Here is a 6,553-nt window from a genome sequence, read left to right as displayed (position 1 = left end):
CTGCCACGGACCGGCGGCCACATAACCGCCCTTGAGCGCGAACGCATCGGCGCGCGAATCGCCGCCCACCTGCACCACCGAAATACCTTCGTCGGCATCGACCACGCCGTTCTTGTTAGCGTCGGTCAAGCCGCCCTGCCCGGTCTGCTTGACTTCGATCAGGGTGGTGCCGGTGGCGTTGCCTTCGACCAGCAGGCGGTCGGTGTGCTGGTTGCTCAGCGCGCCGCCTTCGTTGAGCACGGTGTTCAAAGCCACTACGCCGTTCTGACCGGCGATGTCGCCTTGCACAGTCAGCGTATGGTAGTTGCCCGCCACCGGGGCGGCAAACGATACCAGGCCGGCATGGTTCAGGTTCTGCACCGTCGAACTGCCTGCCATCTGCCACTGGCTGCCGGCGTCCAGCGACACATTGCGCACGGTACTGGTCGCACCGTTCCATAACGACCGCTTCTCCAACGATACATCGACGATGGCGTTACCGTTGGCGACGATATCGCCAACAGCATGTACTTGGCCGTTCAGATTGAGCATCGACTGGGTGCCGGCGCCGGCATCGAGCAGAACGCCAGTGCCGCTGCTGACCTGCGTGCCATTCAGCAGATCAATGGCGACCTGTCCGCCGCTGGCGCCGCCGACCTGGATCGCCGCTCCCTGTGTGCTATGCAACGTACTGTTGCTGATCTGTGCCGTGGCCGCGGCGCTCATTCCGCCAACCATCGACAAGGCGCTGCCGTTCGCGCCGCTAGCTTCGATGTTGGTGTCCAGTAAGGTAGCGCTGGCGCCTGCATGGACCTGCACGCCCGACGCTGCATCGCCGCTGACCCGCACCGTACCGCCTTGCAGCGTCAGTGTACCGGCCTCGCCCGTCAGCGGATTACCTGACCGCAGGCCATCGCTGTTGACACCCTGCGTGCTGATCACATCGTCCTGACCGAGCAAGATCGTGGTATTTCCAGAAGCGGCCCAGACCGCCGGTGCGTCATCGCCACCGGTCGTGACGCTGGCGTTGGCGAAGAGCATATCGGACTGCGAAACAAACAGACCGCTCGCACCGGTGCCGTGCGTGGCAATCGCGGTGCCATTCATGCTGGCCGATACACCGACGCCAGTGTAACTTGCATTGAGATAGACTCCGTTGGCGTTGGCGCCGTAAGTCTGAATGCTACCGCCACTCGTCTGCAAGATGGTTCCCTGGCTGGCGCGCACGCCATCGGCCTGATCGCCCGTTGTCACGATATCCGTGTTGGATAGTGTTACCTGCGCCGTCCCTACTGCTCCACCACCCACTTGAATACCAGAACTTCCCGTGCCAGCCGTGGAAATCGTACTGTTAGACAGCTGCAATGAGTTGTTTGCACCACGGACCGCAGCACCGATGCCACCCGGACCGGTGGTGACAATCTGCGTATCATTCACCACTGTCCGGACGGACTCAAGACCCAACGAGGAGATACTCAAACCAGGGCCTCCATTGCTGATGATCCGGCTGCCATTAATCACAGTATCCGTGGCAACATTACCACCTGAGATATGGACGCCACCTGCATCGGCTGATATATCGACATTATTCAACTCGGTATAGCCGTCTGACACGTCCACGCCTACGCCGCCGTTGCTCGCTACGATACTGCCGCCGTTCATGATGATGGTGAGACCGTGCCCGAAAAGACCGATGGCGCCGATACCGGCTCCCCCGGAGACCTGGATGGCGCTGTCGGTGATCTCGACACGACTACCGACGGCGCGGCCGAAATAGCTGCCGATGCCGACAACAACTCCCATCTCAGGAACGACACCCGCTGTTGCCGACGCGTTAATCTGGCTGTTCGTCACGAACACCTGCATCGAACCAAAATCCGGGAGACCCAGGAGAATGCCCGTATCGCTCGCATTAATAGTGGTATCGCTGATGTCGATGCGCGATCCCTGGCCCATCTGCACCCCGACTTTGGCGTCGATGGTGCCGCCCTGAAAATTGATCCGGCTGCCGGCACCATTGGTGGACAAGCCCACGCCACTGACGGTGTTGGTGTTAAGCACATTGACCAGACCGCTGGTGACGATGGTGCCGCCGCCGAAGGCGCGCAGCGCAAAACCCGTGTTCGACTCGTAATCCCCCGATGCAACAAGATCCACGCCGGGGCCCGCCTGCAGAGGCGGATTGGCGGCATGGGCGGAGGCCAGCGGCATGGACAGCAGGCTGCTGACGGCAAGCGCCAGGGTGTGCTTTCGGAATTGCGGTGGTGAAGTCAGTGTACTCATGGTTCTTTACAGTTAGTTGAAAGTGATGCCTGGAATAAGCAACTTGCAACTATGCGGAACCGACTCGTTATCGAATATAAGAAAAGTCTTAATTAAGGAAATGCCTAATCTTTAATTAAGGTGATTCTTAAATTCCTGCGAGAAACATACACAGAGGAAACAAAAAAGCCGGCATGAGGCCGGCTTGCTGAAGGGAACAAGAAAATTCTTACGCCAGCTGGGAATTACCCACAACGTGGCGCGCGGGAGAATCGGGCGCGATGCCGCCCCGCTGATATTTAAGAAAAAACTTAGAACGCGGCCCGGACATCCGCATGTCCGAGCTCGTCAGATGCAGTTGGGCGCGCTCAGGCGCTGCGCTTGACAAAAAACAAGGCCGTCCCCACTCCCATCAGCACGCCGCCGAAGAAACGGTTCTGTTTCCTGACCGCGCGCGCATCGCGGAAATAACCCTGCATGGTCGATGCGGCAAAGGCATAGCTGTGCATCACCACCAGGTCGACCGTGCACATGGTGACGGCCAGCAGCAGCAACTGCGGCAGCAAGGCGCTGCCGGCGCTGATGAATTGCGGCAGCACCGCCACCATGAAAATGATTCCCTTGGGATTGGTGGCATTGGTCATGAAACCCAGCAGCATGCGCTTGCGCATGGTCGGCGGCGTCGATTGCAGGGCCGGTTCAGGCTGCTGCAGCGCGGCGGCGTCGACCTTGGCGCGCCACTGGCTCAGGCCGAGGTAGATCAGGTACAGCGCGCCGACCGTCTTGACCACCGTGAACATGGTCTCCGACGCCAGCAGGATCGAGCCGACGCCGGCGCCGGCCACAAACAGGATCAGCAGCAAACCCAGCTGCAGGCCGGCGATGGTCGCCGAGGTTTTCTTGACGCCGTACGACAAGCCATGCGACATCGACAACACCGCGCCGGAACCGGGAGAAATGGCGATCAGCCAGCAGGCGGCGAAAAAGGTAAACCAGGTATGGAAGTTCATGATCAAAAAAAGAGGATTTAACGGCCTTGGACGGAATTCAGGAGGATATCACCGACCGCCGATCCAGGCTTGCGCGCAAGCGCTGCAAAATTACCACAGGGACTTTTCAGCACGCGCCCCGCGCTGCGATTATTTTTAAAAAACTTGAGCTAAGTCAACGCAATGCAGCCGTCGATGGCAGCACTCTGAACCGTCGTACAAAAAAATTTTCCTATAACGATGGAGACAACATGACGTTCAGACTGAAGCCGCTGCAAGCGGCATTTATCGTTGCATTTTCCCTTCCCTCACTGACACTGTCCACCGCCGCCAAGGCCGACCCGGCAACCGACGCCCGCATCGAAGCGCTGGAGCAGCAGGTAAAACTGCTGACGACAAAACTGCAGCAGGTGTCGACCAAACAAGACGCTCCAGTTGCGGCTGCGGCGGAAGTGGCCGCCGCACCTGCGGCGTCGCCGGCGCTGGGCGAACGGGCGCGCAAGTTCTTCGAGGCGATCAAGGATGTCGAGTTCTACGGCAACCTGGATGTATCGGTCGACGGCAGCACCAAGGGCTTGAAGAATTCCTATAACGACGTCGGCGGCAACCGGGTGGTGTCGCCGGTCGGGCAAAACGGCTGGCAGTCCGACCTGTCCACCAACCTGTCCTACGTCGGCATACGCGGCAAGCATCCGATCGGCGACACCTTGTCGCTGGTCTACCAGCTGGAAACGCAGATCGACATCACTGCGACCGCCGGTTCCGCCAATTCCACCAGCGCCCAGGACACCACCGTCAAAGGCGCGCTGACCACGCGCAACAGCTATGTCGGGCTGGCCGACGCCAGGTGGGGCGCCGTCAAGATCGGCAAGACCGACGCGCCGTACAAGACCTCCACCGCGCGCATGAATCCTTTCTCCGGCATGTGGGGCGACTACTCGGTCATCATGGGCAATACCGGCGGCGACAACCGGGTCGAATTCGGCACCCGCCTCGACCATGCGCTCTGGTACGAATCGCCCAAGTGGCATGGCTGGAGTTTCAATGCGCTGATCTCGCCGGGCCAGAACCGCGGTTATGAAAACTCGATCCAGGCCAGCGGCGAATCGAGCTGCACCGGCGGCAATATCCCGGGCAGCGGCGGCGGCGCGATCGCTTGCGTCGACGGCAGCTACGGCACCGCCTACAGCGCCAATGTCGCCTATGAAAACGGGCCGCTGTACGTGACCGGCGCCTATGAGCTGCATTCCAGGGTCAACCGCACCGGCGATGTGGCCGGCACGCCGCAGGCGCTGGCCAGCCCGATAGGACTGGATCCGAACGATGTCGGCAACGAGTATGCCTACAAGATCGGCGCCCAGTACGCCTTCCCGACGAAGACCACGCTGAGCGCCATCTACGAGGTGATGCGCAGGAATATCCCGGCCTACCTGAACGAGCAGAACGAGCGCTCGCGCAACGGTTACTGGCTGGCGCTGACGCAGGAGCTGACGCCGGACGACAGCATCTCGGTCGGCTGGGCCCACGCCAACGCTACGCCTGGCGATCCAGGCCAGCACAATACCAGCGCGGCCGACGGCATCGGCACCATCAGCCCGGACAATGCCGCCAACATGTACACCGTGGCGTATAAGCACAAGATCGACAAGCAGACCACCTGGTATGCGAACTATGCGGTGACCGCCAACCACGCCCTGGCCCACTATGACCTGGGGGCGGGCGGACGCGGCGTGACGGCCGACTGCCACGACGGCCAAACGATTGCGGCGGGTGCGCCGAACTGTTATGCGGGAGGACGCCTGCAGGGCATATCGGCGGGCGTGAATTACAAATTCTGAGCAGGGCGTGCAGTTGCACCCACATGAATCCAGCCCGGTAGCGCGCGGGCAAGAATCCTTGCCCGCCTACTCTCTTCTTCCCCTATCGTATCGAACGATAGGGGGCGCTGCGTCCGCGCTTGCTTAATACCAGCTGCCAGAGCTGGCCCTGGCCAGAACGGAAGAAACCTGCTGAAGAGAGGATGAAGTATTTCCACATGCGGTAAAAGCGCTGGTCGTATTTTTCCGACAGGCGCGGCCATGCGCGCTCGAAATTGTCCCACCAGGCCATCAGGGTCAAGTCGTAGTCGCGGCCGAAGTTATGCCAGTCTTCGATCAGGAAACGTCCTTCCAGCACCTGCGTGATTTCCTTCGCCGAAGGCAGGTGGCCGTTCGGGAAAATGTACTTGTCGAGCCAGACGTCGCGCTTCTTTTCGGTGACGTAGTTGCCGATCGTATGCAGCAGGAACAAACCCTCAGGCGCCAGCAGCTTGCCGGCGACATCGAAGTACTCGGCATAATTCTTGGCGCCGACATGCTCGAACATGCCGACGGAAACGATCTTGTCGTATTGCCCGCTGAGTTGCCGGTAGTCGGTCAATTCAATCGTGACCGGAAGGCCGACGCAGCGCGCTTGCGCAAGTTTTTGCTGTTCCTTGGAAATCGTGATGCCGGTCACTTGCGCCTGGTAGCGTTCGGCCGCATAGCGGGCCAGCCCGCCCCAGCCGCAGCCGATATCCAGCAGGCGCTCGCCGGGCTTGAGCTCCAGCTTGCGGCAGATCAGTTCCAGCTTGTGCTGCTGCGCTTCTTCAAGGTTGGCGGCGCGCGGCCAATACGCGCAGGAATACATCATGTACGGATCGAGCATGCTCTCGAACAGGTCGTTGCCGATATCGTAGTGCTGCTCGCCGACCTGGAAAGCGCGGCCCTTGGTTTGCAGGTTGAAAAAATTCTGGCGCAGGATTTCCAGGAAAAAGCCGATCTTCGCGGGGCCGACCACCGTCTGTTCCAGGTCGTGGCTGGTGACCCGGAAGAAGAATTCATCCAGCCTGTCGCAATCCCAGTCGCCATCCATGTAGGACTCGCCGATGCCGAGCTCCCATTTCGTAAACATCTTCTGGAAGAACGCCGGATCGTGGATCTGCATGTCCCACGGCTGGTCGCCGTTGAGCCGGATGCCGGCATGCTCGAACAGCTGCCGGATGATCCTCGGCGCATTCGCCGTCATGTCGAACGTTGCGGGGACGACCTTCACTTTATCCATGTAGTACTTCCTTCAAGGGCAGCGCTAAAGAACAGAAGAGCCTACTGAGAGTTTCATAAAACATGACAATGCCCTTGCCCGCTTTTTCTGCGCGATTAACCAACGCAGCTAAGTGGGGTCAGAGTGAACTTTCTGCACGCTTTTTGCAGAAACTTCACTCTGACCCCACTTAGCGGGCCACGGAGCACCTGCCTCATCGTTAAAAAAAACCGCGCGGTGCACTCTGTCTTTCTCCGAATCCG

4 protein-coding genes are annotated in these 6,553 nt (G+C 60.0%); 1 reads left to right on the top strand and 3 read right to left on the bottom strand.

Annotated elements, in window-relative coordinates:
- Together AC07RZ_RS20930 and AC07RZ_RS20925 are read right to left on the bottom strand one after the other, a co-directional pair.
- On the bottom strand, positions 1–2,262 hold a 2,262-nt coding region (locus AC07RZ_RS20930), incomplete at its 3' end, for a pertactin-like passenger domain-containing protein (protein WP_494669428.1).
- A gap of 347 nt (positions 2,263–2,609) precedes the next feature.
- Complete coding sequence (locus AC07RZ_RS20925; protein ID WP_092399842.1) at positions 2,610–3,251, bottom strand: LysE family translocator; 642 nt, start codon at positions 3,249–3,251, stop codon at positions 2,610–2,612.
- Between the two features lie 230 nt (positions 3,252–3,481).
- On the opposite strand from AC07RZ_RS20925, the gene AC07RZ_RS20920 reads away from it, so the two are divergent.
- On the top strand, positions 3,482–5,068 hold the full coding sequence (locus tag AC07RZ_RS20920) for a porin (RefSeq protein ID WP_494669427.1): 1,587 nt from the start codon (positions 3,482–3,484) through the stop codon (positions 5,066–5,068).
- An 82-nt stretch (positions 5,069–5,150) separates the two neighbouring features.
- Here the strand turns inward: AC07RZ_RS20920 and cfa are convergent, their stop codons facing one another.
- Positions 5,151–6,311 (bottom strand): cyclopropane fatty acyl phospholipid synthase, encoded by a 1,161-nt coding sequence (cfa, locus tag AC07RZ_RS20915; protein ID WP_494669426.1) that lies wholly within the window; start codon positions 6,309–6,311, stop codon positions 5,151–5,153.
- Positions 6,312–6,553: the final 242 nt, after the last annotated feature.

The organism is Collimonas sp. GW821-FHT07E08, assembly GCF_059418905.1.
The sequence above is the reverse complement of the archived record's forward strand: the minus strand, read 5'-3'. Positions and strand labels throughout refer to the sequence as shown.